The following is a 24020-nucleotide window of genomic DNA, read 5'->3' as shown; positions in this document are numbered from 1 at the left end:
CGGGCGGCGATGCCCCGGCCGCGCGGGGCCCGGACGCCCAGGCCCGGGCCGTACGGGCTCGCGGCGGCGCTCATGGATGGCCGCGGAACGGCGGCGGTCCCGCACGGCGTTCCGCCCCGTGGGCCCGGGCTCCTTCGTGGGCGTCGAGGAACAGCCGCTCCCACCGGTCGCCGGGGCCGGTCAGGTACAGCCAAGGTCTCGGCGAGGCGTACATGCCGACCGCACGGAACACCTCGGTCGCGGGCTCGTACAGCTGGGCCGCCCACAGGGCGTGGGCCGTGTAGTTCATGTCCACGGTCAGCCTGCGCGAGGCCGTGTGGACGAACCAGCCCTCGTACGCGTGCCGCGCCCGCTCCAGAGCCCGGTCGGTCACCCAGTACAGAGTGGCGTCCAGCGACTCGTGTCCCTCGTACATCGCGCGCCACCGCTCGACGGCCACATATAGGGGCAGGACGAGCAGGGCCGATCCTCTCGGCGCCCACTCCGCGATCCAGCGTGTGAAGAAGTCCTGATGGGCGACCGTTCCCCCCTTCCGGGTCAGGAGGAAGCGGGTGATCCGGTGGTATGCCTCGCGGTTGCCGGGGTCGCGCCGCTCGACCTCGTCGAGCAGGCCCCAGGGTCCGGGGAAGAGTTGCGGGTCGGGCGGCGGTCTGCGGTGTTCCTCTTCCGCCTGCGCGGGGTCCAGCTCCGCCAGGGCCAGCCGGCAGATGTACGGCACCGGGTCGTCCGGAGCGGCGTTCGCGGCGCTGTCACACGCGGACTTCGCCGTCCGCCACAGGGCTTCGAGATGCTGCCCGTCCCCGACGCGGTTCGCCCGCAGCGCCCGCTCCACCGCCACCCGGGCCAGCATCACGGTCGCGGGTACGCTCTCCGGGACCTCGTCGTGCCAGGTCCGCACCACTGTCGTACCGGCTGACGCGGCCCCCAACACCTGCGTGCGGTAGGTCCATTGCGCCCAGTCCGCGCGCTGGGTCCGTACCAGCAGGTCCTGCATCGACATCCAGTAGCCCGACGCGACGTCCTGGAGCACCGCCCGCAGTTCGTGATCGTCCCCGGCCGGCCCCGAGGCCACCCGGACTCCCCGCCCGGACCTCTCGCCACCTCCGACAGCGTTCACCGGCACCGGCCCGATACGGGACGGAGAGCGCGCCGGGCCGTCGGCAGCGCAAGAGACATGGCCGAATCCTTATCGCACGTCGTGGGAGGTCAGTCCACTCCGGCCGCCGCCCATCACCCAGGGTCTTCCCCCGGTGGCGCTGCGTCCCGGAGCTTCAGCATGGCAGTTGACCTTTCCGATGGAAAGGTCAACTGCAAACTTCATGGCCACAACTGACCGCTCTGACCTGCGATTTGACCGACTAAGCAGGAGTTAGACGCGGGATAGCACTCACAATGCGCATCGACCACTATCCGGCCCGGTCGATACCGAAACCGGGGGCCCGGTTCCCCTCGGCGCCCCGTACACCCGGACGACGGCAACGAGACGTTGCCGTCGTCCCTGGCCGCGCGCTCGGCGCGGGGCCCGTGACCGGTGGATCAGCGGATCAGTCGTGAACCACCGCGACCACGTCGATCTCCACGAGGATGTTCATCAGCTCCGAACCCACCGTGGTACGCACCGGGCAGGGGTCGGTGAAGAACTCCCGGTAGGCCGCGTTGAACGCCTCGAAGTCGCGGTGCAGATCGGCCAGATGCACCGTCGCCTTGACCACGTCGTCCAGGGTCAGCCCGCGCGCGGCCAGTACCGCGCTGATATTGCGCAGGACCTGCGCGGTCTGCGCCGCCGCGCCTTCCGGCACTTTCCCTGTCTCCGGGTCCTGCGGGCCGAATCCGGCCGTGTAGAGGAATCCTCCCGCCACGACGCCCTGGCTGTAGGCCCCGGCCGGCCGCGGCGCGCTGTCGGTGTGTACCGCTCGTTTGCTCATCGTGTGCGCACGTGTCCCCTCGTCACCCATGACCTGCTCGCCCGTCGTCCGCTCGCCCGTCGTCCGCTCGCTCATCCGGTCAAGTCGCCTTCCCGCGCGTTGACCTCGGCGAAGTACCGCAGCTTCTCCTCGTCCACACTCACGCCCAGCCCCGGCCCGGTCGGCACCCGCAGCCGGCCGCCCTCCAGGTGCAGCGGCTCGATGATGTCGTCCGCGTGCAGGTAGTACATGCTGTCGATCGCGCGCGAGAGGACTGGTGTGCTGGAGACGACGGCCAGATGGGCCGCGGTCGCGATGCCCAGTTCGCCGCCGCTGTGCAGGTTCATGCCGAGGCCGAAGGTCTCGCAGTGTGCGGCGAGCGCCTTCGTGGCGGCGATGCCGCCCCATTTGTAGACGTCGCCGTGGATCACGTCGACCGCGTTCAGCCGCATCGCGGGCGCGAAGTCCTCGAAGCGGACCACGCACATGTTGGTGCACAGCGGTATCCGGACCTTCGCCTTCACCTGGCTCATGCCCTCGATGCCGACGCACGGGTCTTCCAGGTACTCCAGATCCAGCTCCTCCAGCGCGATGCCGGCGCGCACCGAATCCGGCACCGACCAGGCCGCGTTGGGGTCGACCCGCAGATTCACCTCGGGCAGCGCCTCACGCAGCGCCCGCAGGATGCCGACATCGCCCGCGACATCCTTGGTGCCCTTGAGCTTGACGGCTTCGAAGCCGCCTTCCGCCACCACGCGTACGGTGTGTTCCGCCAGCGCCTCCGGCAGCGCGGACCCGCTCGCGCCCGGCGCGTCGGCGCGGGTCACCAGGGCCGTGATCGGGACCTCGTCGCGTACGGATCCGCCCAGCAGATCGGTGAGCGACTGGTCGGTGGCCTTGCCCATCGCGTCCCAGCAGGCCACGTCGATGGCCGCGATCGCCGCGTATCCGAGGTACCCGTAGAAGAACGGCACCATGTGCTGCTTGCGGTGGAAGCTCTCCAGGGCGAACGGGCTGGTGCCGATCAGGTCCCCGGCCATCGCCTCGACGACGGCGGCCACCGGCCTGCCCCACATCGTCTCGCCCCAGCCCTCGACGCCGGAATCGGTGCGGATGCGCACCACCGTGCGGGTCTCTCCCGTCTTGGTCTCGAACGAGCTGGTGAACGGGTTGACCAGGGGGAGGTTGACGACCCATACGTCGACGTCAGTGATCTTCATTCTGCTCCTCAACTCGGTGGTTGCCGGTGGGGTGGGCGGCCGTGGCCGCGTCGAACGCGCGGATCGCCCGGGCCAGGCCCAGCGCCCTGTCGTCCAGCAGCCGGCGGCCGCGTCCGGCGTCGGCGCCCGAGGCGTCGTCGGTCGATCCGCCGACCCGCGCCCACTCGCCGTGGCGCTCCACGGTCAGGCCCGGGTACGGCGGGTGGTCGAACAGCGGTGGCGGCTCGACGGGCGCCCTGGCGGGCACAGGGGTACGGACCAGCTCCGGGTGCGCCGCGAGCATCAGTGACGTCTCGAACCAGCCGGCGTGGCCCGGGGTCACCTCGGGACGGCCGCCGTCGCCCGATTCGTCCGTCCCGTCAGTCCCGTCTGCCGCTGTGACGGTCCAGTACGAGCAGGCCGCCACGGTCACCTCGGCGCGCAGCGCGAACCGCTTGACCGCGAGCCGCATGATCTCGTCGTTGCCACCGTGTCCGTTGACGACCATGATCCGCCGGTATCCGCTGGTCATGAGGGAATCCAGGATGTCGTCCAGGACCGCGCCCAGCGTCCGCGCCGAGAGCGAGACGGCCGCCGCGAACAGGTGATGGGGGCTGTGTCCGAAGGGCAGGGCGGGCAGCCGCACCAGTCCTGATCCCGGTCCGCCGGCCGACAGCAGGGCCATGGCCCGGTCGACCACCGCCTCGACCAGGAGCGTGTCGGTGCCCATCGGCAGATGCCCGGCGTGCTGTTCCTGCGACCCGATGGGCAGCAGCGCGACGGAGTCCTCGCCCGCCTCGCGCACCTCTCGCCAGGTCAATTCGGTCAGTTTGAGTTGGCTCACAGCGCTACCTCCCTGAAACTCCGCCGTGGCAGAGTCTGCGCATGGTCCCTGAACGTTCTCCGCTGCGGCTGGTGCCCGATCCCGTACCAGAGCCGACCGCCGCGCCCCGTGCCCCGCGGACGCTCGGAGCGGTCGAGCTGGTGCCGGGACGGGTACGGGCCGCCGTACTGACCATGTCCGGCACCGTGCTCGACCGCGCGGAGGCGGCGTACGACGCGGCGGGCGCGACGCCCGCGGACATCGACACGGCGCTCGCGCGGGCCGCCGCCGTCTTCGCCGGTCACGCACCGGTGGGAATCGGGGTGGCGGCCGCGGGCCTCGTCGATCCGGCCGCCGGCCTGATCACCGAGGTCAACGATGTGCCCGCGCTGCACGGCTACCCGGTGACCGAGCGGCTGTACGCGCTGACCGGCGTGCCGGTACGCGTGGAGCACCGGGCCCGTCTTCAGGTGCTCGGTGACCGCTGGTTCGGCGCCGGACGCGGCCGCCGTACGTTCGCCTCGGTGTCGACCGGCGAGGTGCTCGGGGTGGGGATCCTCTACGACGGCGACGTCCTGGCCCCGCCGGGCGGCCGCAGCGGCGCCCATATGACGGTGTCGGCCAGCGGCGATCCCTGCACGTGCGGCGGCCGCGGCTGCTGGAAGACGGTGGCCACGACCCGGTGGCTGCGCGCGCGGGCACGGGCGGCGGGCCTCGGTCCTGACGTGTCGCTGGGCGCACTGGTGGAGCGCGACGACGCGCCCGCGAGGCGGACCGTGGCGGAGTACGCGGAGAATCTGGCCCTCGGACTGGTCAATGTGCAGCAGCTTTTCGCGCCCGGCCTCTTCGTCCTGCACGGTGAGGCGCGCGAGGGCGGCGAACGCTTCCGTTCGCTCATCGAGGAGCGGCTGCGTGCCGACGTCGCGTCGGCGGGCGCCGAGCGGCCCCGGGTGCTGGTGAGTTCCGCGACCGAGGACGACGGGGCGCTGCTCGGCGGCGCCGGGCTGGTTCTCTCCCACCTCTAGGGCGGGTTGCGAAAGTCCCTCTCCGCTCACAGGACGTCCCTCCCGGCGGCCGCGCGGCGGCCCTTGCGCGGATCGGGGACCGGTACGGCGTCCAGCAGTTGACGGGTGTAGGGATGCCGCGGGTCGCGGAACACCTGCGTGGCCTCGCCCACTTCCACCAGCCGTCCCTGCCGCATCACGGCGACCCGGTCGGCCACCTGCCGTACGACGGCGAGGTTGTGCGAGACGAAGACGTACGTCAGGCCGAGCCGCTCCTGGAGTTCCGCGAGCAGATCGAGGACGCGGGCCTGTACGGAGACGTCCAGCGCGCTGGTCGGCTCGTCGAGGACCACCAGGCGGGGTTCGAGCGCCAGGGCCCGCGCGATGGAGACACGCTGGCGCTGGCCGCCGGAGAACTCGTGCGGATAGCGGTCCTGAATTCCGGCGTCCAGACCGACGGAGTGCAGCAGTTCGCCGACCCGCTCCCTCGTACGGGCCCTTCCCCGGCGTCCGCGCGCCGCCGGATCGTGCGTGATCAGAGGCTCGGCGACGATGTCGGTGATGCGCATGCGCGGGTTCATGCTGGAGTACGGGTCCTGGAGCACGACCTGCATCCGGCGCCGTACGCCGCGCAGTTGGGCCGGGGAGAGTGCGCCGAGGTCCTGGCCGTCGAAACACACACGGCCCGAGGTGGGTTCGAGCAGCCGCAGCAGCAGACGCGTCAGTGTGGTCTTGCCGCAGCCCGATTCGCCGACGAGGGCGAGCGTCTCGCCCTCCTCCACGGTCAGGGAGACACCGTCCACCGCCACGCTCGCGGTCCTGCCGCCGAATTCCTTGCGGAGATCGGTCAGTTCGAGCAGCGTCATGCCCACTCCAATCGGGGGGTGGCGTCGAGCAGCCGTCGGGTGTAGGGGGCGGCCGGGTGGTCGAAGACGTCCAGGACATCGCCGCTCTCCACGACCTTGCCCGCGTTCATGACCATGACCCGGTCGGCGGTCTCCGCCACCACACCGAGGTCATGGGTGATCAGCAGGACGGCCATCACGTGCCGGCGCTTGAGAGTCACGAGGAGATCGAGGATCTGCCGCTGCACGGTGACGTCGAGGGCGGTGGTCGGCTCGTCGGCGATGAGTACGCGCGGCCGGCCCACCAGCGCCGTCGCGATCATCACGCGCTGGCGCAGACCGCCGGAGAGTTCGTGCGGGTACTGCCGGTAGCGCAGTTCGGGGTCGGGAATGCCGACCTCGTCCAGCGCGGCGAGCGCCTCCTCCTTCGCCCGGGCCCGGGAGAGTCCCTGGTGGTGGCGGAGCACTTCCGCGACCTGCGCGCCGACGCGCTGGAGCGGGTCGAGGCTGGTCATCGGGTCCTGGAAGACCATGGCGATGTCATGGCCCCTGATCCGGCCGAGTTCCTTTTCCGGGAGGGTGAGCAGGTCTCGTCCGTCGAAGAGGACGCGACCGCCGGTGTAGACACAGGGCGGTTCGGGGTTGAGGCGCAGCACGGACAGCGCGGTGGCGGTCTTGCCACTCCCCGACTCCCCCACGACGGCGAGGGTCTCGCCCGCCCGGACCTGGAGACTGACGCCCTGGACGGCGTGCACGGTGGAGGTGTCGAGTATGAAGTCGACGCTGAGGTCGTTGATTTCGAGGAGGGGTTCGCCGGTCGGGCGGTCGGTTGTCATCGGCGGTACGCCTTCGGGTCCGCGACGTCGCGCAGGGCGTCGCCGGTGATGTTGACGGCGAGGGAGGTGAGCATCAGGGCGACGCCGGGAAAGACGGCGACCCACCAGGAAGTGCCCAGGTAGAGCTGTCCGTCGGCGAGCATCGAGCCCCAGGTGACGGTCTCCTTGGGCACACCGAGTCCGAGGTAGCTCAGGGACGCCTCGGCGACGATCGCGGCGGCGACGTGCAGGGTGCCGATGGTGGCGAGGGGTGCCACCACATTGGGCAGCAGGTGGCGGCGCATGATGGCGCCGTCGGTGACGCCGATCGCGCGGGCCTCGGTGACGAAGTCCCTTGAGCGCAGCGACATCACCTCGGATCGCACGACACGGGCGTATGAGACCCATCCCGTGAAGCCGAGCACGAGGATCACGTACCAGAGCCCCGAGCCGAGGTAACCGACGATGGCCAAGGCCAACAGGATCGCGGGGAAGGCCAGTTGGACGTCGGCCACTCGCATGAGTACCCGGTCGGCCCAGCCGCCGAAGTAGCCGGACGCGAGGCCGGCGGCCGTACCGGTCACTCCGGCGAGCAGCGCGGCCCCGGCGCCGGCGAGCAGCGAGACCCGGGTGCCGTAGATGACGCGCGAGAGCATGTCGCGGCCGAGCTGGTCGGTGCCGAGCGGGTGGGAACCCGCGCCGCCGCTCTGCCAGGCCGGTGGTTTCAGGCGGAGCAGCAGGTTCTGCGTCTGGGGGTCGTACGGGGCGATCAGCGGGGCGAAGACCGCGGTGATCAGCAGCAGCGCCAGTACGGCGAGCGCGACGACGGCAAGTTTGTTGCGCAGCAGGGTGCGCAATGCGGCCTGCCGGGGACCGGGCCCGGCCGCGGGGGCGGCGGCCGGGGCGGACGCGGCCGGTGATGTGACGGTCATCGGGACGTCCTCACCCTCGGGTCGAGGAAGCTGTAGGAGAGGTCGACGAGCAGGTTCACCACGACGAAGGTGGCCGCGAAGAACAGCACAGTGGCCTGTACCAGGGGGAAGTCGCGGTTGGAGATGGCCTCGATCGTCAGCTGTCCGACACCGGGCCAGGAGAAGACCCGTTCGGTGAGGATGGCGCCGCCCAGCAGGCTGCCGACCTCCAGGCCGATCACGGTCACCACCGGCAGCGAGGCGTTGCGCAGGCCGTGGGTGAGCACCACCTTGACCGGGCCGAAGCCCTTCGCGCGGGCGGTGCGGATGTGGTCGGAGGAGAGCACGTCGATCAGCGAGGAGCGCAGCAGCCGCGCGACGACGGCGACCGAGTAGACGGCGAGGGTGACGGCGGGCAGGACGAGGTTGGCGAACGTGCCGTATCCGGAGGCGGGCAGCGCGTGCAGGCCCACGGCGAAGACGAGGATCAGCAGGATGCCGACCCAGAACGGCGGAGTGGACTGCCCGAGCAGCACACCGGTCATCACGGCGCGGTCCGAGCCGCGACCCCGGCGCATCGCCGCGAAGATCCCCGCGGGAATCGCGATGATCAGGGTCACCACCAGTGCGGCGCAGGCCAGTTCGAGGGTGGCGGGCAGCCGCTCCGCCAGGATGTGGCGGACGGGCTGGTCGTAGACGAGGGAGTTGCCGAAGTCGAGGCGGGGCAGACCGCCGAGGAAGTCGAGGTACTGGGTGAACAGCGGCCGGTCGAGGCCGAGGCTCGCCCGCAGCACGCCTTCCTGGTGGGCGGTGGCGTCGGGTGGCAGCAGTTGTTTGACGGGGTCTCCGGAGAGGCGGACCAGGAAGAACGAGACGGTCGCCGTGCACAGCAGGACGAGCAGGGCGGTGCCGAGCCGCAGGAGGACGGTACGCGCCAGCCGTGTCCGGGGCGGGGTGCTCATCGGGAGACCTCCGCGCTTCGCATGTCCAGGACGCCCGCCGATCCCGGTTTCCAGCGGGGCCTTTCGTTGCGGGCGAGGATGTTGTCGATCTGGTAGAGGAAGACGAAGGGTGCCTCCCGCCGCATCAGCCGTTGCAGGTCGGAGAAGGCCTTCGCACGCTCCTCGGGGTCCTCGGACAGTTCTTCGAGGTCGATGAGCCGGTCGGCCTCCGCGGAGTGCCAGCGGCTCTGGCGGCGGTCGCTGCGTACGTTCGACTGCACGATGCTCTCGCCGTCCAGCGTCCAGACGGTGCTGGCCGCCAGGTACATCGGGCCGAGCGCGCCGTGGTTGTCGGAGGTGAGGCGGGAGGCGTACGTACCGGGGTCGATGAGGTCGACACGGGCCCGCACACCGGCTTTGGCCAGCAGTCCTGAGAGGGCTTCGGCGACATTGGAGTCGACGTTGGAGGCGGTCAGCACGGTGTCGAAGCCGTGGGGGTATCCGGCCTCCGCGAGAAGGGCGCGTGCGGTGGCGACGGACCGGGTGAAGGGCTTGACCGACGGGTCGAAGCCGAAGGCGCCGCGGGGGATGAGCGCGGCCGTCTCGGTGGCCTTGCCGCCGAGCACCGCTTTGATCAACAGGGGTACGTCCACCGCGTGGTTGAGCGCCTGGCGGACCCGCCGGTCCCGCAACGGCCCCTTGTCCAGGGTGTTCAGGGAGAGGTAGGAGGTACGCACCCCGGTGCAGCCGTCCAGAGTGACCCCGGGATAGCCCTCCAACTGCTGGGCCGCGTCCGGGGTCAGTCCCGTGACGAGGTCCACTCCGCCGCTCTGCAGGGCCGCGAGCGAGGACGAGGGGTTGGGCGCCGGGCTGAAGACGAGTTCGTCCACATGGGGGCGGCCCTGCCAGTGGTGGGGGTAGGCCCGCATGCGCAGTTCGTGGTCGCGCTGCCAGCGGAGGTAGGTGAACGGGCCTGTGCCGACAGGGTGGCTGGCGAAGCCCTCGTCCCCGACCTCGGCCAGATAGCGCGGTGGGACAACAACTCCGCCGAAGAGCGAGAGCTTGTCGGGCAGGATCGGGTCGTGCAGCGTGGTGTGCACGTCGACGGTGAGCGGGTCGACGACGGTCATGTCCTTCACGTAACGCAACTCGACGATGGGCGACTTGGTCGCGGGGTCGAGCAGTCGCTCCAGGCTGAACTTGACGGCCGCGGCGTCGAAGGCCTCCCCGTTGTGGAAGGTCACACCGGGGCGCAGGGTGAACCGCCACGTGTGCTGGTCCCGTGCGGTCCAGGAGAGGGCGAGCCGGGGCCGCAGTGTGTTGTCGCTTCCCCGGGTGGTGAGCGTGTCGAACATGTTGATCAGGACGTTCATCGACGTCATGTCGCCCTGCTTCTGCGGGTCCATGGTCTTGGGGTCGCCCGGCTGGGACACCCTCAGGACGTTGCCCACGCCGCTCGCGGGGTCGGTCCCACACCCCGTCAGGAGCGCCGGGACGGCGAGGGCCGGGACTGCCAGACCGCCGAGCCGCAGCAGATCACGACGGGGCAGGTGACGGCGGTCCACGGTCCGACCCTGACGTATCCGTTCCATTGAACAACACATCCGTTCCGGCAGATGGAATGCGGTTGGGTTAAGCTAAGCGCCATGGCGAAAGCGGTCAACACCCGATCGGTTGAGCAAGAGCCCACGAAGGGGCCCGTCGACAAGGCGATGGAGGTGCTCGAAGCACTCGTACAGGCCGGTGGGCCACACCGGTTGGGCGAGATCGCGCGACGTACGGGACTCACCAAGCCCACGGTCCACCGTCATCTGCGCACGATGGCGGAGCACGGCTTCGCGGAGCCCACGGAGGGCGGCAGCTACCGGGCCGGCCCGCGGCTGCTCGGCCTCGCGGCGGCGGCGCTGCACGACAGCCGGGCCCTCCAACTGACCGGCCCCGCTCTCGCCGACCTGCGCCGTCGTACCGGTCACGTCGCGCACTACGCGGTACGGCACGCGCACGACGCCGTGTATCTGGAGCAGTCGGAGCCCGCGCGCGAATACCGGTTGAGCGCGCTCCCCGGCGGCCGGACACCGCTGCACTGCGGCGCAGTGGGTCTGGCGATGCTCTGCGCGCTGCCCGCCGACGAGCGGGACGCGATTCTCGACGGCGCGCCGCTCACCGCGCAAACACCCAGGACCCTCACCGAACCCGCCTCGCTGCGCGCCCTGTTGGCGGATTCCGCCCGGCGCGGTTACGTGGTTGAGGACGAGTTCGCGGAGCCGGACGTACGGTCGGTGGCGGCGCCCGTTCTCGACGGCGAGGGCCGCGTCGTGGGCGCGATCGGCATCTCGGGGCTGACGTTCACACTCGACCCGGAGAGCGTGGGGATCTACGGACCGATGGTGCGCGCGGCCGCCCGTACGGTCTCCGCCGGACTCGGCGCCGGAACGCCGAAGGCCGCGCCTGCTCTGGGCGTCGCGGGGGAGCGGGCATGAGCGCTCTCGCCGAACTGCTCGCCGCCGCTCGCGACCGCCGGGCGTTCTCCGGAGCGGCGTGGTCCGTCGGGACCGCGGAAGGGCCGCTGGACCGGGGCTGGACGGGCACCGGAAGCCGGGGAGGTCCGGCGCTGGACGGCGACGAACTGTGGGACCTCGCCTCGGTGACGAAGCCGGTCGTCGGGCTCACGGTGATGGCGCTCGTGGAGCAGGGCGCACTGGCTCTCGATCACACCGTCGGCGACCACCTGCCGGAGTATCGGAGCAGCGACAAGTCCGGCGTGACGATGCATCAGCTCCTGACCCACACTTCGGGCATCCCCGGGCAGACGCCGCTCTACCGCGACCATCCCACCCGTCCGTCCCTGCTGGACGCGGTGCGCCGGCTGCCGCTGACCGCCGAGCCCGGCACACGCGTCCAGTACTCCTCGGCCGGCTTCATCCTGCTCGGGCTGATCGCCGAGGCAGCGAGCGGCGAACCCCTGGACGTGCTGGTGGAACGGCTGGTCTGCGGGCCACTCGGGATGGAGCACACCGTCTTCCGTCCGGACGCCGGGGGCCGGGCGCGGGCGGTGGCCACGGAGGACTGTCCGTGGCGCGGCCGGGTGGTGACCGGCGAGGTGCACGACGAGAACGCGGCGGTGCTGGGCGGAATCGGCGGCCACGCGGGCCTGTTCGCGCCGCTCGCCGACATGGAGCGGCTCGGCTCGGCGCTGGCCGCCGGGGGCCGCGGCCTGCTGCGCCCCGATACGTTCGCCCTGATGACGGCGGGCCACACGGACGAGCTCGACCTGCGGCGCGCGCTCGCCTGGCAGGGCCAGGACCCGGTCGACTCCCCCGTCGGCGGATCCTTCTCCCCAACGGCGTTCGGGCACACCGGATTCACCGGCACCAGTGTCTGGGTCGACCCGGCGACCGGGCGCTACGCCGTGCTGCTGACGAACCGGGTGCATCCGACCAGGGACGGCGACGGCATCACGGCCGTGCGCCACGCCTTCCACGACGAGGCCGCGACGCTGCCGGCGGCGCCAAGGTCCGTCAGCTGACGGCCCGTTCGCTCCCGCGGGCTCACGAGTCCCGCTCCTCGCCCGCCCCGTGCCCGGGCCCGTCCGACGGTTCCGCGCCGCCCCATTCGCGGTGGGTGGCGATACGCCGGAGGATGTCGGCGGCGGCGCGGATCTCCTCGGTGGAGACATCCGGCAGGCTCTCCCCGAGCCAGCGCTGCATGGCGCTGTCCAGGCGCAGGAGAGTGTCCCTGCCCTGCCTGGTGGGCACCACCCGCTGCACTCTGCGGTCCCGCGCCTCCAGCACCCGTTCGACGAGCCCCTGCCGCTCCAACTCCTTGACCTGCCGCGTCACATGCGGATGGCGGACGTCAAGGCGATCGGCCAGCTCACCGACGCGCAGCGGCACTCCCTCCTTCACCAGAACCCGCAGCAGAGCGAGCCCCGGCCGGTCGATGGGCACGCCGGCCATCGCGACCAGCCGGTCGTGGGCGCGCGTTCGCGTCAGCCTGTAGGCCAGGGCGCTCAGCACCGAGCGCAGCTCCGCGATGCTCCCCTGCCGGGAGTCAGAGGTTCTTTCCACCCGGGCATCATGCCGAACCTGCGCACGATTCCGGCCAACCGCTCACGGGGCCGAAGTGAACTGGTTGCGCGTTACACACACTCGCGATATCAAGTACTTAGATTACGTAATGTCTTGGGCGTCGCTACGAAGAGCCCGCCGAGGGAGAACTCATGCGCATCGACATCGACGAGAACAAGTGCTGCGCTGCTGGTCAGTGCGTACTGGCGGCCGATGATCTGTTCGACCAGAGGGACGAGGACGGGGTCGTCGTACTGCTCGACGCGACGCCCCCGGAGGACGCCCTGGAGCGTGCCCGCGAAGCCGCCGCGCTGTGTCCGGCCGCTGCCATCGAGATCCACGTCTGACCGTGCGCACCGGGCCCCGCTGCCCGGCGCGCTTCCGCAGATCCGAACGGACCACCCCCACCTCTGTCTGGAGTACGCGTCATGACCGAGACGGCCATTCCCGAGACGAGCGTCCCCGATTTCCCGTTCCGCCGCGCCACCGGCTGCCCGTTCGACCCGCCGCCGCGCTACGCCGAACTGCGCACCGAAGCCCCGGTCAGCCCCGTACGGATCTGGAGCGGACAGACCGCCTGGCTGATCACTCGCTACGCGGATCAGCGGGCCGTCCTCGCCGACCCGCGCTTCAGCTCCGACACCAACAAGCCCGGGCACCCCGCACAGAGCCCGGGCGTCAAGGCCCGGCGCTCCACGGCGGAACAGCCCTTCATCGTGAAGGACGACCCCGAACACAACCACATCCGGCGGATGTTCACGGCACACTTCACGGTCAAGCGCGTGGCATCGATGGCGCCCAGGCTCCAGCAGATCATCGACGGTCTGCTGGACGACATGGAGGCGGCGGGCCCGCCCGCCGACCTGGTCGAGGACTTCGCCCTGCCGATGCCGTCCCTGGTGATCAGCGAGCTGCTCGGCGTACCGGCCGAGGACCGCGGCATCTTCCAGCGCGCGGCCCGCAAGCTGGTCGGCCTTCACACCAGCGCCGAGGAGGTACTGGAGGCGAACGCCGAACTCGGCGCATACCTGGCAGGCCTGATCGACATCAAGGACAAGGCACCGGGCGACGACCTGCTCAGCTCGCTGGTCGTGGAACGGATGCGCACCGGCGAGCTGAACCGCGACCAGTTGGTGGAGAACGCCATCCTTCTGCTGATCGCGGGGCACGAGACCACGGCGAACATGACGGCGCTCGGCACCCTGGCGCTGCTGCACAACCCCGAACAGCTCGCGGTGGTCCGCGACAGCGACGATCCGGCCCGTATCGCCTCCGCCGTCGAGGAGTTGCTGCGCTATCTGACCATCGTGCACACCGGACGCCGCCGGGTCGCGACCGAGGACGTCGAGGTGGCCGGCACCCTCGTCCGCGCGGGCGAGGGTGTCATTCTCGTGAACGACTCCGGGAACCGCGACCCCGAGGTGTTCCCCGACGGCGACCGCCTCGACATCGACCGGCCGGGAGTACGGCGGCACATGGCCTTCGGCCACGGCACTCACCAGTGCCTGGGCCAGAACCTGGCCCGCACGGAGCTTCAACTCGCTTACCCCGCACTGCTGCGCCGCTTCCCGAACCTGCGCACGGCGGTCCCGGACGAGGAGCTCCGGTTCAAGGACGACATGCTGGTCTACGGTGTTCACGGACTGCCCGTGACCTGGTGAAGGCACGGGGGCGCCGCCGGATCCCGGCGGCGCCCCCATCTGCCTTCACGCCTTTCCCACCGTCGAATTGGACGTCATGAGCCACGCACAACATCCTGAGCGCATCGTCGTCGTCGGAGCCTCCGCGGCCGGACTCTCCACAGCCGAGGCACTGCGCCGCGGCGGTTTCGCGGGGACCCTTACCCTGGTCGGCGACGAGGTGCACCCGCCCTACGACCGGCCGCCGCTGTCCAAGCAACTGCTCTCGGGCGCCTGGGAGTCGGAGCGTCTGCATCTGCGCAGCACCGACCAACTGACCGGCCTCGACCTCGAACTGCGGCTCGGCGTAACGGCCGTGGGCCTGGACCAGGACCGCCGCGAGGTGAGCCTGTCCGACGGCTCCGTCCTCGGCTACGACGCCCTCGTCATCGCCACCGGCGTACGCGCCCGCCGGCTGCCCGGCACCGACGGGCTGCCCGGAGTGCACGCCCTGCGGACGATGGACGACGCGCTCGCGCTGCGCGGTTCGATGCGCCCCGGCGCTCGACTGGCCATCGTCGGCGCGGGCTTCATCGGCGCGGAAGCCGCGGCGGTGGCGAGCGGGACGGGCTGCCAGGTGACACTGATCAGCGATCTCCCACAGCCGCTCTCCGACATCCTCGGCCCCGAACTGGGCGCGATGCTCACACGCACCCACACCGACCACGGCGTACGCGTCGAGACCGGCGTCCTCGCGACGGGCATCCCCACCCGCGACGGACGTGCGTGCGGCGTCGAACTCTCCGACGGCAGGACGGTGGACGCGGACCTCGTCCTCGTGGGCATCGGGACCGTGCCCAACACCGAGTGGCTGCGCGACAGCGGGCTGCCGCTGGGCAACGGCGTCGAGTGCGACGCGTATCTGCGGGCAGGCGAGGGCATCTGGGCGGCGGGCGACGTGGCGTCCTGGCCCGACGCGGTCGCCGGCCTCCGGCGCCGTATCGAGCACCGGACCAACGCGGCGGAGCAGGGACTCGCCGTCGCGCGCAACATCCTCGCCGGCGAGGCGGCCACGCCGTTCACCAGCGTTCCCTACGTCTGGTCGGATCAGTACGACCTCAAGATCCAGATGTACGGGCTGCCGCGCGGCGCCGAACACGTCCGCATCGTCGAGGGCAGTGTCGAGGACCGCGCGCTCATCGCGCTGTACGGCAGCGAGAGCGTCGTACAGGGCGTAGTGGCGATCAACATGGCACGCGCCGCCCGGGGCTACCGGCGCCACGTGGCCGAGGGATCGTCCTGGCCGCTCACGCCGGCCTGAGTTCGAGAACGGAGGGGCCGGGCGCCGTCGGTGCCCGGCCCCTCGCGCGTCTGGGCACCGGGGGGTCCGTTGTCCAGGGCTCCGCGGTCGGCACGAGACCGCGATGACCCACGGGCCGGCGAGGGCCCTTCTCCGGCCCGGCCACGACGGCATGCCCGTCCCCGCGGTCGGCGCGATTCGCGGCATGAGGCATCGGGCTCCTTGACGCCATAACGTTATTATGGGAGCTATGCCCTGAATGGCCCCATCGGCGCCTTCGCGTACGAAACCAACCACGCCCCGGTCCTACGCCGAAAGTCCCGCTCAACATGTGGCACAAGTCCCATTTCCGGCAGGCCACCGCCCCTTGTGTCCGGCTTTACCCTCCGTAAGGTTGAAGTCAATACCGCATGCTCCTTGATCGGAACCCCGTCGTGCCCGACCTCCCCGACTCTCCCTGGCGCATCTCACTGCCGCACAGTCCCGCGGCCGTGCCGATCGCCCGCGCCCTGATCCGGTCGGCGCTCGCGGAACTGGCAGGCAGGGCCGACAGCGACACCGCGGAACTGCTCACCGCGGAACTGGTCGCCAACGCCGTGGAGCACACGTACGGGAACGGTCCGATCCATCTGGTGGTCGAGGTGCTGGCGGGCGCCTGCCAGGTCGAGGTGCACGACGGTGACCCCGCCCCGCCCGGCGATCTCTCCCGGCCGGGCCCCGGTTCCGTGCCCGATCCCTGGCAGGAGTACGGGCGCGGGCTGCTGCTGATCCGCATGCTCAGCGAGGACTGCGGTCACCGGCCCACGGACAGCGGCAAGGCCGTCTGGTTCACGCTTCCCGCGCCCCAGGAGGCCCTGCCGGGCGTATGACTATTCGGGGACGCCGTCCGGTGAGAGCGTGGCGACCAGCACGGCCTTGATCGTGTGCAGCCGGTTCTCGGCTTCGTCGAAGACCACCGAGTGCTCCGATTCGAAGACCTCGTCGGTGACTTCCAGCTCGGTCAGACCGTACCGCTCATGGATCTCCTGCCCCAGCGTCGTGCCCAGGTCGTGGAAGGCCGGCAGGCAGTGCAGGAACTTGACCCCGGGGTTGCCGGTCGCGCGCAGCACGTCCATGGTCACGGTGTACGGGCGCAGCGCCGCGATGCGCTCGGCCCACACCTCCGCGGGCTCCCCCATCGACACCCAGACGTCGGTGACCACGAAGTCCGCCCCGGCGACGCCCTCCTCGATGTTCTCGGTGAGCGCCAGCCGCGCCCCGCTGACCTCGGCGGCCTCGCGGGCGAGGGCCAGGGTCTCCTCACTCGGCCAGTAGGCGCGCGGCGCGACGATCCGTACGTCCATGCCGAGCAGGGCGCCGGTGACGAGGTAGGAATTGCCCATGTTGAAGCGGGCGTCGCCCAGGTAGGAGAAGGCGATCTCCTCCAGCGGCTTGTCGGTCCGCTCCGTCATCGTGAGCATGTCGGCCAGCATCTGGGTGGGGTGCCAGTCGGCCGTCAGGCCGTTGAAGACGGGGACGCCGGCGTACGCGGCCAGTTCCTCGACCGTCTCCTGCGCGTCGCCGCGGAACTCGATGCCGTCGAACATCCGGCCGAGGACACGCGCGGTGTCCTTCGCCGACTCCTTCTTCCCGATGTGCGAGCCCGCCGGGTCGATGTACGTCGTGGAGGCGCCCTGGTCGGCGGCCGCCACCTCGAACGCGCAACGCGTCCTGGTCGAGGCCTTCTCGAAGATCAGCGCGATGTTCTTGCCGCGCAGCCGCTGGACCTCCGTACCGGCCTTCTTCGCCGCCTTGAGCCGGCCGGCCAGATCGATCAGGCCGCGGAACTCCTCGGCCGTGAAGTCCAGCTCCTTGAGGAAGTGGCGGCCTGCGAGATCTATGGCCATGGTGGCTGCTCCTGGGGGCACGAATACGAGGCCCGGCACATACCGGAGCTGGAACTCTATACGACATTCCGCATCGATATACAGTGCGGCCGGTGTTCGATACGTCTCGATCGGAGCTTCCGCGCGCAGCGTCTGAGCCTGCCTGAGAGCATCCGAGCCCGCCCGAGCGCGTCTAAACAGCGTCGCGTTCGACCGGGCAGCTCATACAGCGCGGGCCGCCCCGCCCCCGGCCGAGCTCACTGCCGCGGATCTCGATCACCTGGACGCCCTGCTGACGCAGATACGTGTTGGTCGTGACGTTGCGCTCGTAGGCGACCACCACACCGGGCTCGACGGCCAGTACGTTGCAGCCGTCGTCCCACTGCTCGCGCGCCGCCGAGTGCACGTCCTGGGTGGCGGTCAGCACTCTGATCCCCGGCAGCCCGAGCGCCTCCGCGATCGCCCGGTGCATGTGCTCGGGCGGATGGTCGGTCACCTTCAGCTCACGGCCCTGGCCGCCCGGTTCGATCGTGTACGAGCGGAGCATGCCCAGGCCCTCGTACTGGATGAAGGTGTCGCGGTCGACCATGGTCATGACCGTGTCCAGGTGCATGAACGCCCGGCGCTTCGGCATGTCGAGCGCCACGATCGTGGTGGCGGAGCCGGTCGCGAAGAGTCCGCGGGCCAGCATCTCGACGGCCTGCGGGGTGGTGCGCTCGCTCATCCCGATCAGAACGGCGCCGTTGCCGATGACCAGCACATCACCGCCCTCGATGGTGGAGGGGTAGTCGTCCTGGCCCTCCGACCAGTGGTGGAAGGTGCCCGCTTCTTCCCCGGTGAAGAGCGGATGATGCTTGTAGATCGCCTCGAAGTGCACCGTTTCGCGCTGCCTGGCCGGCCAGCGCATGGCGTTGATCGACACGCCGTCGTAGATCCAGGCGGAGGTGTCACGGGTGAAGATGTGGTTGGGCAGCGGATGGAGCAGGAAATCGTCCAGCTCCAGTACGTGGAACCGCACCGACGTCGGCTCCGCGTGCCCTTCCAGGAACTCCCGTTTGGTCATCCCGCCGATCAGCGCCTCGACGAGCCCGGCCGTCGGCAGCCCGTCGAAGGCCGCCCTGAGATGGCCGGTCGCGAGCGGCCCGTACTCCTTCTCGTCGAAGACCCGGTCCAGGACGAGCTTGCGGGCGACCGGCAGCTCCAGGGACTCGCGCAGCAGCTCGTCGAAGAGGAGTACGTGCACGCCGCGGGCGCGCAGCACCTCGGCGAACCCGTCGTGCTCCTCCCTGGCGCGGCGCACCCACAGCACGTCGTCGAAGAGCAACGCGTCCTTGTTGGCGGGGGTGAGCCGCTTCAGCTCCAGATCGGGCCGGTGCAGTATGACGCGGCGAAGCCGCCCGGTCTCGGAATCGACATGGAATCCCATGCCCTCATCCTCACCGCACGGCCCCGCGTTCACTCGGCGAACGGATCACGGATGATGACTGAAAGGTCACAACCGCGGGTCCACCGGCTCCGACTCCAGCGCCAGGACCGCGAAGACCGCCTCGTGGATCCGCCACAGCGGTTCGCCGCCGGCCAGCCGGTCCAGGGCCTCCAGACCGAGCGCGTACTCCCGCGCCGCGAGCGACCGCTTGTGGCCGAGGACGCGGCCGCGCAGCCGGTCGAGATTCTCCGGACGCGTGTACTCCGGACCGTAGATGATCCGCAGATATTCCCGGCCCCGGACCTTCACCCCGGGCTGTACGAGCCGGTCCTTGCCGTCCCGTACGAGCGCCTGGAGCGGCTTGACGACCATGCCCTCGCCGCCCCTGCCCGTCATCTCCAGCCACCAGTCGACACCGCTCGCGACCGACCGCTCGTCGCCCGTGTCCACGACCAGCCGCCGGGTGACCTGGAGCAGTCCGGTCGGGTCGTGCTCGACCAGCCGGTCGATCCAGCCGAGCTGCTGGTCGTGCGGGACGTCCGCGAGACTGCGCCCGGCGACGGCCAGCAGCTGGAACGGCGCGAGCCGTACACCCTCCAGGCCGTCCGTGGCCCAGCAGTAGCGGCGGTACGCCCCGGTGAACGCGCGCGCGTCCTCCGCACGCTCCCGCTGGGACGCCAACAGCTCTCCGACGTCCACACCGCGGGCGACAGCGGCCTCCAAGGCCTGTGTCGCGGCGGGGAAGACAGCGCCGGCCGCGGCGCCCACGGCGGCGTACTGCGTGCGCAGCAGCCCTGACGCCTTGAGCGACCACGGCATCAGCTCGGCGTCGAGGAGCAGCCAGTCCGTGTCGAGTTCGTCCCACAGCCCGGCCGCGGTAACGGCCGCGCGCAGCCGCTCCAGGATCTCCTCCGTGACGGCTGAGTCGTCGAAAAACGGCCTGCCCGTACGGGTGTGCAGCGCGCCGGTCGGTCCCGCCACGCCGAAGTGCGCCTCGGCCGCCGCCGCGTCGCGGCAGATCAGCGCGACCGCGCGCGAGCCCATGTGCTTCTCCTCGCACACGACCCGCGCCACGCCGTCGGAGGCGTACTGCGCGAACGCCTCAACCGGGTGCTCCAGGTACCCCTCGGCCTTCGAGGTGGGGGTGGGTGCCATGGTGGGCGGGAGGTACATGAGCAGCCGCGGGTCGATCGCGAAGCGGCTCATGACCTCCAGCGCCGCCGCCGCGTTCTCCTCGCGCACCGCGAGATGTCCCATGTGACGGGTCTCCACGGTCCGCTTGCCCTGGACGTCGGCGAGGTCGAGCGGCCGGCCTTCGCGCCCGCCGGGGGCCTCGGTGGAGAGCGGCTTGGCCGGCTCGTACCAGACGCGTTCAGCCGGTACGTCGACCAGCTCGCGCTCGGGCCAGCGCAGCGCCGTCATCTTGCCGCCGAAGACCGCGCCGGTGTCCAGGCAGATGGTGTTGTTGATCCAGGAGGTGTTCGGCACGGGGGTGTGGCCGTAGACCACGGCGGCGCGGCCGCGGTAGTCCTCGGCCCACGGGTAGCGCACGGGCAGGCCGAACTCGTCGGTCTCGCCCGTGGTGTCCCCGTACAGCGCGTGCGAGCGGACGCGCCCCGAGGTGCGGCCGTGGTACTTCTCGGGCAGGCCGGCGTGACAGACGACCAGCTTGCCGCCGTCCAGGACGTAGTGGCTGACCAGGCCCTCGATGAACCGCCCGACCTCCTCGCGGAAGGCGTCGTCCTCCTTCCCGAGCTGCTCCACGGTCTCGGCGAGGCCGTGGGTGAGCGTGACCTTTCTGCCCTTGAGCCAGCGCCCGAGCTTGTTCTCGTGGTTCCCGGGGACGCACAGGGCGGTGCCCGCGGCGACCATGCCCATGACGCGGCGCAGCACGCCGGGACTGTCGGGGCCGCGGTCCACGAGGTCACCGACGAAAACGGCCGTACGGCCCTCGGGGTGCGAGCCGTCGGCGTAACCGAGCTTGGTGAGCAGCGTCTCCAGCTCGGAGCGGCAGCCGTGGATGTCGCCGATGATGTCGAAGGGGCCTGTGAGGTGGGTGAGGTCGTTGTAGCGGCGTTCGAGGACGATGTCGGCGCTCTCGACCTCCTGTTCGCTCCGCAGGATGTGCACCTTGCGGAAGCCCTCACGCTCCAGGCCTCTGAGGGAACGGCGCAGTTCGGAGCGGTGGCGCCTGATCACATGCCGGGGCATCCCGGCCCGGTCGGGGCGGGTGGCGTTGCGTGCGGCACACACTTCTTCCGGCAGGTCGAGGACGATCGCGACGGGCAGTACGTCGTGCTCGCGCGCGAGCCGCACGAGCTGCTTGCGGCTCTCCGCCTGCACGCTGGTGGCGTCCACGACCGTCAGCCGGCCGGCCGCGAGCCGCTTGCCCACGATGTAGTGCAGCAGCTCGAAGGCGTCACGGCTGGCGCTCTGGTCGTTCTCGTCGTCGGCGACGAGGCCGCGGCAGAAGTCCGAGGAGATGACCTCGGTGGGCTTGAACCGGCTTCTGGCGAAGGTGGACTTGCCGGAACCGGTGGCGCCGACCAGGACCACGAGGGAGAGGTCGGGCACGGCGAGGGCCCGCCGGGTGGTCGTTCTGATGTGGTCGTTGTCGCCGGTGTGGTGGGGGTCACCGGTGTGGTTGGTACGGCGTGTGTGCCCGTTGTGGTCGGTGTGCTCGGTGTGCTCGGTGCTGTTCATGCGGCCTTCGCCTCCTTCGTGGTGTCGGTGTCGGTGTCGGTGTCGGTATCGGCGCCGGTGCTTGTGCTGGTGTCGCGGTTGGTCTCTTCGATACTGAACACGGCCATCTGGGTGGGCGGCCCCACTTCGGGGTCGTCGGGGCCGACGGGTACGTACGCCACGCCGTAGCCGTGCCGCCCCGCCACCTCGTCCGCCCACGCGCGGAACTGCGCGCGCGACCACTCGAAGCGGTGGTCGCCGTGACGTACATGCCCGGCCGGCAGCGTCTCCCAGCGCACGTTGTACTCGACGTTGGGCGTGGTCACGATCACGGTCCGGGGCCGCGCCGAGCCGAACACCGCGTGCTCAAGGGCGGGCAGCCTGGGCAGGTCCAGGTGCTCGACGACCTCACTGAGCACCGCGGCGTCATATCCCTTGAGCCGCTTGTCGGTGTACGTCAGCGAGCCCTGCGTCAGCACGACGCGGGCCGCCTGCCGCTCGCCCAACCGGTCCAGCTTGAGGCGCCGGGCTGCGATGGTCAGCGCGCGTACCGACACGTCGACCCCGACGATCCGGGTGAGTCGCATGTCCTTCAACAGCGCCTGCACCAACTGTCCCTGTCCGCAGCCCAGGTCGAGCACGGTGCTCGCGCCCGCTTCACGCAGGGCCGTCAGTACGGCCTCACGCCGCTGGTGGGCGAGCGACGGCACCCTTTCCTCCGGGGTCTCCTCGGCCGTGTTGTCGGAATCGCCGTCAGAGTCGTCGTCGGCCACGTTCTCCACGGCGTTGTCGATCGCCTCGACCGCCAGATCGTCGGTCTCGGCGAGGCGGACCAACTCCAGCCGTTCCATGGCCTGCTGGGTCAGACTCCAGCGCCGGGCCAGATAACGGCTGGTGATCAGCTTCTGCTCGGGGTGCTCGGCCAGCCAGCCCTCACCGGCGCGCAGCAGCTTGTCCACCTCGTCGGGCGCGACCCAGTAGTGCTTGGCGTCGTCGAGCACCGGCAGCAGGATGTACAACTGGCGCAGGGCGTCGGAGAGTCGCAGCTCGCCCTCCAGGACGAGCTGTACGTAACGCGACTCTCCCCACTCCGGGAACCTCTCGTCCAGCTCCACAGGACGCGCCTCGACCGACGTCCAGCCCAGCGGCCCGAACAGCTTCTCCACCAGCACCGGACCACCCCGCGCCGGCACTGCCGGTACCTCGATACGCAGCGGCAGCGGGCTCTCCGCCCGCCCGGGCAGCGCCTTGCAGACGCCCCGCAACGCGCTCTTGAAGACCGTGCTCAACGCCACCGCGAGCAGCGAAGACGCCGCGTAGGGACGGTCGTTGACGTACTGCGCGAGCGCGGCGTCGGGAGCACCGCCACGGCCTTTGCCCCTGCCCCGCCTGCGCAGGGCAGCGGGATCGACCTCAAGCAGCAGCGCGGCGGTGCACCGCTCGGCCGACGCCTCGGGATAGAGCACATGCGCGGTGCCGTGGGCGGTCGAGAACGCCTGCGCCCGGTCCGGGTGCTTGTGCAGCAGAAATCCCAGGTCGGTCGCGGGGCGGTCGGGGGTGCCTGTCGTACTGATCGCAAGGAACACCCGGTTGAGTATTGTCCGCCCGGCCCTCTTGGACGAGGGGTTTTTGTCAGGAGTCGCTGATCGCGGCTATCCCTTCGGGGCCGACCCGGCAGCAGCCGCCGACCAGCCGCGCGCCGGCCGCCCGCCAGCCGCGCACTCCCCCGGGGTCGAACGTGGCTTCTCCACGCCATTCCCGCGCCGCTTCGTCCCACCGCTCGCCGCTGTTCGGATAGACGACAACCGGTTTCCCGGTCACCGCCACGGCTATGCGCACCGCCCGGTCAGCGTCCTGTGGCTCACAGCAGTTGATCCCCACGGCGACCACCTCGTCGTGGTCCGCCGCCGACGCGAACGCCTCCGCGAGCGGCTGTCCCGCGCGGGTGTGCTCCCCATCTATCGTGTACGAGAGCCATACGGGCACCCCACACCCCTCGGCGGCCGCGAGCAGCGCCCGCCCCTCCTCGGCGTCCGGCACGGTCTCCAGCGCGAGCACATCGGGCCCGGCCGCCGCAAGCGCCTCGATCCTCGGCCGGTGGAACTGCTCCAGCTCACGCACCGAGAGCCCGTACCTGCCGCGGTACTCGCTGCCGTCCGCGAGCATCGCGCCGTAGGGACCGACGGACGCCGCCACCCATATCTCGTCGTCCGTCGTCTCCCCTGCCCGGCGCGCCAGCTCCACACTCCGCGCCAGCAGACCGGCCGCCTCCTCACGCTCCACACCGCGCCGCGCGAAGCCCTCGTAGGTGGCCTGGTAGCTGGCGGTGATCAACACCCGCGCGCCTGCCCGGACATACGCCTGGTGGGCGGCCTCTATCTGCTCCGGCTCATCGATCAGAAGCCGCGCCGACCAGAGCGAGTCCGACAGATCGCAGCCCTGCGCCGCAAGCTGGTTGGAGAGTCCCCCGTCGAGGACGAGCACATCCGCGGCGAGGGCGGCGGCGAGCGTGCGGGTGGGTTTCACGGTTGTCCTCCTTCTCGAATGACGCACTCGACGGCTGGGGACTCAGTGTCCCGAGTCCGGTATCCGCAGTCCGATGTCACCGGTCCGGTTTCA

General features: G+C 70.7%; 22 protein-coding genes. 7 read left to right on the top strand and 15 right to left on the bottom strand.

The features are described 5' to 3' along the window. Positions 1-70 precede the first annotated feature (70 nt). The 4 genes from ACIP6N_RS00835 to ACIP6N_RS00820 all read right to left on the bottom strand — a co-directional run bounded on the left by ACIP6N_RS00835 (position 71) and on the right by ACIP6N_RS00820 (position 3947). Entirely contained in the window at positions 71-1072 is a 1002-nt protein-coding gene (locus ACIP6N_RS00835) for a hypothetical protein (protein WP_401811764.1), read from the bottom strand. Positions 1073-1544: 472 nt separating this feature from the next. Then, the gene (locus tag ACIP6N_RS00830; protein WP_401812588.1) at positions 1545-1955 is read right to left on the bottom strand and encodes a RidA family protein; all 411 of its coding nucleotides are present in this window, start codon (positions 1953-1955) and stop codon (positions 1545-1547) included. A 41-nt stretch (positions 1956-1996) separates the two neighbouring features. Next, positions 1997-3124: a mandelate racemase/muconate lactonizing enzyme family protein gene (locus tag ACIP6N_RS00825; protein ID WP_401811763.1), complete on the bottom strand. Its 1128-nt coding sequence runs from the start codon at positions 3122-3124 to the stop codon at positions 1997-1999. Beyond that, entirely contained in the window at positions 3111-3947 is an 837-nt protein-coding gene (locus tag ACIP6N_RS00820; RefSeq protein ID WP_401811762.1) for a creatininase family protein, read from the bottom strand. Before ACIP6N_RS00820 ends, ACIP6N_RS00825 begins: the two co-directional genes overlap by 14 nt. A gap of 41 nt (positions 3948-3988) precedes the next feature. Here ACIP6N_RS00820 and ACIP6N_RS00815 point away from each other — a divergent pair, with 41 nt between their 5' ends. Further along, positions 3989-4951, top strand: coding sequence for an ROK family protein (locus ACIP6N_RS00815; RefSeq protein ID WP_401811761.1), 963 nt, complete (start codon positions 3989-3991; stop codon positions 4949-4951). Positions 4952-4977: 26 nt separating this feature from the next. Here ACIP6N_RS00815 and ACIP6N_RS00810 read toward each other — a convergent pair whose 3' ends face one another. Genes ACIP6N_RS00810 through ACIP6N_RS00790 form a run of 5 tightly spaced genes read right to left on the bottom strand, consistent with a single transcriptional unit; the run spans position 4978 to position 10034 of the window. After that, on the bottom strand, positions 4978-5796 hold the full coding sequence (locus tag ACIP6N_RS00810; RefSeq protein ID WP_401811760.1) for an ATP-binding cassette domain-containing protein: 819 nt from the start codon (positions 5794-5796) through the stop codon (positions 4978-4980). Continuing rightward, positions 5793-6611: an ATP-binding cassette domain-containing protein gene (locus ACIP6N_RS00805; RefSeq protein ID WP_401811758.1), complete on the bottom strand. Its 819-nt coding sequence runs from the start codon at positions 6609-6611 to the stop codon at positions 5793-5795. The genes ACIP6N_RS00810 and ACIP6N_RS00805 overlap by 4 nt, the downstream gene beginning before the upstream one ends. Beyond that, entirely contained in the window at positions 6608-7522 is a 915-nt protein-coding gene (locus ACIP6N_RS00800; RefSeq protein WP_401811757.1) for an ABC transporter permease, read from the bottom strand. Before ACIP6N_RS00800 ends, ACIP6N_RS00805 begins: the two co-directional genes overlap by 4 nt. After that, positions 7519-8463: an ABC transporter permease gene (locus ACIP6N_RS00795; RefSeq protein ID WP_401811756.1), complete on the bottom strand. Its 945-nt coding sequence runs from the start codon at positions 8461-8463 to the stop codon at positions 7519-7521. Before ACIP6N_RS00795 ends, ACIP6N_RS00800 begins: the two co-directional genes overlap by 4 nt. Further along, positions 8460-10034: an ABC transporter substrate-binding protein gene (locus ACIP6N_RS00790; RefSeq protein ID WP_401811754.1), complete on the bottom strand. Its 1575-nt coding sequence runs from the start codon at positions 10032-10034 to the stop codon at positions 8460-8462. Before ACIP6N_RS00790 ends, ACIP6N_RS00795 begins: the two co-directional genes overlap by 4 nt. A gap of 54 nt (positions 10035-10088) precedes the next feature. Between ACIP6N_RS00790 and ACIP6N_RS00785 the strand changes: the two genes are divergently transcribed. Both ACIP6N_RS00785 and ACIP6N_RS00780 read left to right on the top strand, forming a co-directional pair. Next, a complete protein-coding gene (locus tag ACIP6N_RS00785; RefSeq protein WP_401811753.1) occupies positions 10089-10922 on the top strand; it encodes an IclR family transcriptional regulator in 834 nt (277 codons plus the stop codon). Next, positions 10919-11968 (top strand): serine hydrolase domain-containing protein, encoded by a 1050-nt coding sequence (locus tag ACIP6N_RS00780; RefSeq protein ID WP_401811752.1) that lies wholly within the window; start codon positions 10919-10921, stop codon positions 11966-11968. The genes ACIP6N_RS00785 and ACIP6N_RS00780 overlap by 4 nt, the downstream gene beginning before the upstream one ends. Before the next feature lie 22 nt (positions 11969-11990). Here the strand turns inward: ACIP6N_RS00780 and ACIP6N_RS00775 are convergent, their stop codons facing one another. Next, positions 11991-12509, bottom strand: coding sequence for a MarR family winged helix-turn-helix transcriptional regulator (locus ACIP6N_RS00775; RefSeq protein ID WP_401811751.1), 519 nt, complete (start codon positions 12507-12509; stop codon positions 11991-11993). 152 nt (positions 12510-12661) lie between these two features. Between ACIP6N_RS00775 and ACIP6N_RS00770 the strand changes: the two genes are divergently transcribed. The 4 genes from ACIP6N_RS00770 to ACIP6N_RS00755 all read left to right on the top strand — a co-directional run bounded on the left by ACIP6N_RS00770 (position 12662) and on the right by ACIP6N_RS00755 (position 16297). Continuing rightward, positions 12662-12856: a ferredoxin gene (locus ACIP6N_RS00770; protein ID WP_401811749.1), complete on the top strand. Its 195-nt coding sequence runs from the start codon at positions 12662-12664 to the stop codon at positions 12854-12856. 81 nt (positions 12857-12937) lie between these two features. Beyond that, positions 12938-14170, top strand: a complete 1233-nt coding sequence (locus ACIP6N_RS00765) for a cytochrome P450 (RefSeq protein WP_401811748.1) — start codon at positions 12938-12940, stop codon at positions 14168-14170. Positions 14171-14246: 76 nt separating this feature from the next. Beyond that, positions 14247-15449 (top strand): NAD(P)/FAD-dependent oxidoreductase, encoded by a 1203-nt coding sequence (locus ACIP6N_RS00760; protein ID WP_401811746.1) that lies wholly within the window; start codon positions 14247-14249, stop codon positions 15447-15449. Positions 15450-15838: 389 nt separating this feature from the next. After that, entirely contained in the window at positions 15839-16297 is a 459-nt protein-coding gene (locus ACIP6N_RS00755) for an ATP-binding protein (protein ID WP_401811745.1), read from the top strand. Here the strand turns inward: ACIP6N_RS00755 and argF are convergent, their stop codons facing one another. The 5 genes from argF to mmuM form a co-directional block, all read right to left on the bottom strand. Beyond that, entirely contained in the window at positions 16298-17314 is a 1017-nt protein-coding gene (gene argF / locus ACIP6N_RS00750) for an ornithine carbamoyltransferase (RefSeq protein ID WP_401811744.1), read from the bottom strand. It lies immediately after the preceding gene. 172 nt (positions 17315-17486) lie between these two features. Further along, on the bottom strand, positions 17487-18719 hold the full coding sequence (locus ACIP6N_RS00745) for an arginine deiminase (protein ID WP_401811742.1): 1233 nt from the start codon (positions 18717-18719) through the stop codon (positions 17487-17489). 66 nt (positions 18720-18785) lie between these two features. Beyond that, positions 18786-21422: a polynucleotide kinase-phosphatase gene (locus ACIP6N_RS00740; RefSeq protein WP_401811740.1), complete on the bottom strand. Its 2637-nt coding sequence runs from the start codon at positions 21420-21422 to the stop codon at positions 18786-18788. Then, entirely contained in the window at positions 21419-22987 is a 1569-nt protein-coding gene (locus ACIP6N_RS00735; RefSeq protein WP_401811739.1) for a 3' terminal RNA ribose 2'-O-methyltransferase Hen1, read from the bottom strand. The genes ACIP6N_RS00740 and ACIP6N_RS00735 overlap by 4 nt, the downstream gene beginning before the upstream one ends. Positions 22988-23033: 46 nt before the next feature. Next, the gene (mmuM, locus tag ACIP6N_RS00730; RefSeq protein ID WP_401811737.1) at positions 23034-23927 is read right to left on the bottom strand and encodes a homocysteine S-methyltransferase; all 894 of its coding nucleotides are present in this window, start codon (positions 23925-23927) and stop codon (positions 23034-23036) included. Positions 23928-24020 lie beyond the last annotated feature (93 nt).

The organism is Streptomyces sp. NPDC088725 (genome assembly GCF_044751305.1).
Classification (GTDB): Bacteria; Actinomycetota; Actinomycetes; order Streptomycetales; family Streptomycetaceae; genus Streptomyces.
This window is presented reverse-complemented; position numbering and strand designations above follow the sequence as displayed.

Coding starts and splice junctions, on each gene's coding strand:
- ACIP6N_RS00755 (WP_401811745.1), top strand. CDS start 15,839: ATGCTCCTTGATCGGAACCCCGTCGTGCCCGACCTCCCCGACTCTCCC.
- ACIP6N_RS00810 (WP_401811760.1), bottom strand. CDS start 5,796: ATGACGCTGCTCGAACTGACCGATCTCCGCAAGGAATTCGGCGGCAGG.
- ACIP6N_RS00805 (WP_401811758.1), bottom strand. CDS start 6,611: ATGACAACCGACCGCCCGACCGGCGAACCCCTCCTCGAAATCAACGAC.
- ACIP6N_RS00770 (WP_401811749.1), top strand. CDS start 12,662: ATGCGCATCGACATCGACGAGAACAAGTGCTGCGCTGCTGGTCAGTGC.
- argF (WP_401811744.1), bottom strand. CDS start 17,314: ATGGCCATAGATCTCGCAGGCCGCCACTTCCTCAAGGAGCTGGACTTC.
- ACIP6N_RS00825 (WP_401811763.1), bottom strand. CDS start 3,124: ATGAAGATCACTGACGTCGACGTATGGGTCGTCAACCTCCCCCTGGTC.
- ACIP6N_RS00830 (WP_401812588.1), bottom strand. CDS start 1,955: ATGGGTGACGAGGGGACACGTGCGCACACGATGAGCAAACGAGCGGTA.
- ACIP6N_RS00815 (WP_401811761.1), top strand. CDS start 3,989: ATGGTCCCTGAACGTTCTCCGCTGCGGCTGGTGCCCGATCCCGTACCA.
- ACIP6N_RS00785 (WP_401811753.1), top strand. CDS start 10,089: ATGGCGAAAGCGGTCAACACCCGATCGGTTGAGCAAGAGCCCACGAAG.
- ACIP6N_RS00795 (WP_401811756.1), bottom strand. CDS start 8,463: ATGAGCACCCCGCCCCGGACACGGCTGGCGCGTACCGTCCTCCTGCGG.
- ACIP6N_RS00800 (WP_401811757.1), bottom strand. CDS start 7,522: ATGACCGTCACATCACCGGCCGCGTCCGCCCCGGCCGCCGCCCCCGCG.
- ACIP6N_RS00765 (WP_401811748.1), top strand. CDS start 12,938: ATGACCGAGACGGCCATTCCCGAGACGAGCGTCCCCGATTTCCCGTTC.
- ACIP6N_RS00760 (WP_401811746.1), top strand. CDS start 14,247: ATGAGCCACGCACAACATCCTGAGCGCATCGTCGTCGTCGGAGCCTCC.
- ACIP6N_RS00745 (WP_401811742.1), bottom strand. CDS start 18,719: ATGGGATTCCATGTCGATTCCGAGACCGGGCGGCTTCGCCGCGTCATA.
- ACIP6N_RS00780 (WP_401811752.1), top strand. CDS start 10,919: ATGAGCGCTCTCGCCGAACTGCTCGCCGCCGCTCGCGACCGCCGGGCG.
- ACIP6N_RS00740 (WP_401811740.1), bottom strand. CDS start 21,422: ATGAACAGCACCGAGCACACCGAGCACACCGACCACAACGGGCACACA.
- ACIP6N_RS00790 (WP_401811754.1), bottom strand. CDS start 10,034: ATGGAACGGATACGTCAGGGTCGGACCGTGGACCGCCGTCACCTGCCC.